At 64.1% G+C, this 943-nt stretch carries 1 pseudogene; it reads left to right on the plus strand.

The features are described from left to right. Window positions 1-116: 116 nt before the first annotated feature. A pseudogene (locus RM530_RS18360) lies at window positions 117-943 on the plus strand (IS3 family transposase); the annotation flags it as partial.

Consider the following 943-nt stretch of genomic DNA (forward strand, 5'->3'; position numbering starts at 1 on the left):
TAAAGTGGCCCCCGAAATCGAGACAGCGGTTTAAGCTGTGATCCGAGGAGGATTACAGAAAGGGTGAGGTCAGGAAACGCAGGGTCCACAGTGCGGAGTTCAAGGCGAAGGTCGGGATGGAAGCGGCACGGGGTGTGCGGACGCTCAACGAGATCGGGCAGCAGTACGGCGTGCATCCGGTGGTGGTTGGGCAGTGGCGCAAGGAGATCGTGCAGGGTGCTGCGACCTTGTTCGAGGGCAAGCGTGGTCCGAAGCCGGCGCCGCATGCGGACGAAGATCGGCTGTACGGCGAGATCGGGCGTCTGAAGAAGGAACTGGACTGGCTCAAAAAAAAGTCCGGACTATGAGCGCGCCGACCCGAATGGGCTGGATCGCTCCCAGCGGCGAGTTGGCGATCACGCAGCAGTGCGAGCTGGCGCAGGTGGCGCGGGCGAGCTTCTACGGGCGCCATCCGGCGTATGGGCCGTCTCAGGAAGACCTGCTGCTGATGCGCCTGATCGACGAGGAGTACACGTGTCGGCCGTTCTGCGGCAGCCGCCGTATGGTGGCTTTTCTCGGGCGCCAGGGGCACGTCGTCAACCGCAAGCGCGTGCAACGCCTGATGCGCCTGATGGCGCTGGCCGGGATGGCGCCGGGCCCGGCGACCAGCAAGCCACACCCTGAACATCGGGTCTATCCGTACCTGCTGCGCGGTGTCACGGTCACGCGTCCCGGTCAGGTCTGGAGCACGGACATCACGTATATTCGACTGGCGCGTGGCTTCGTATATCTGGTGGCCGTCATCGACTGGTACTCCCGGCGGGTGCTGGCGTGGCGCGTCAGCAACAGCATGGACACCGTTTTTTGCGTGGACTGTCTGGAGGCGGCGCTCGACCGGTACGGCCAACCGGAGATCTTCAATACCGATCAGGGTTCGCAGTTCACGAGCGAGGCCTTCACCGGC

This window comes from Banduia mediterranea (genome assembly GCF_031846245.1).
GTDB lineage: Bacteria > Pseudomonadota > Gammaproteobacteria > Nevskiales > Nevskiaceae > Banduia > Banduia mediterranea.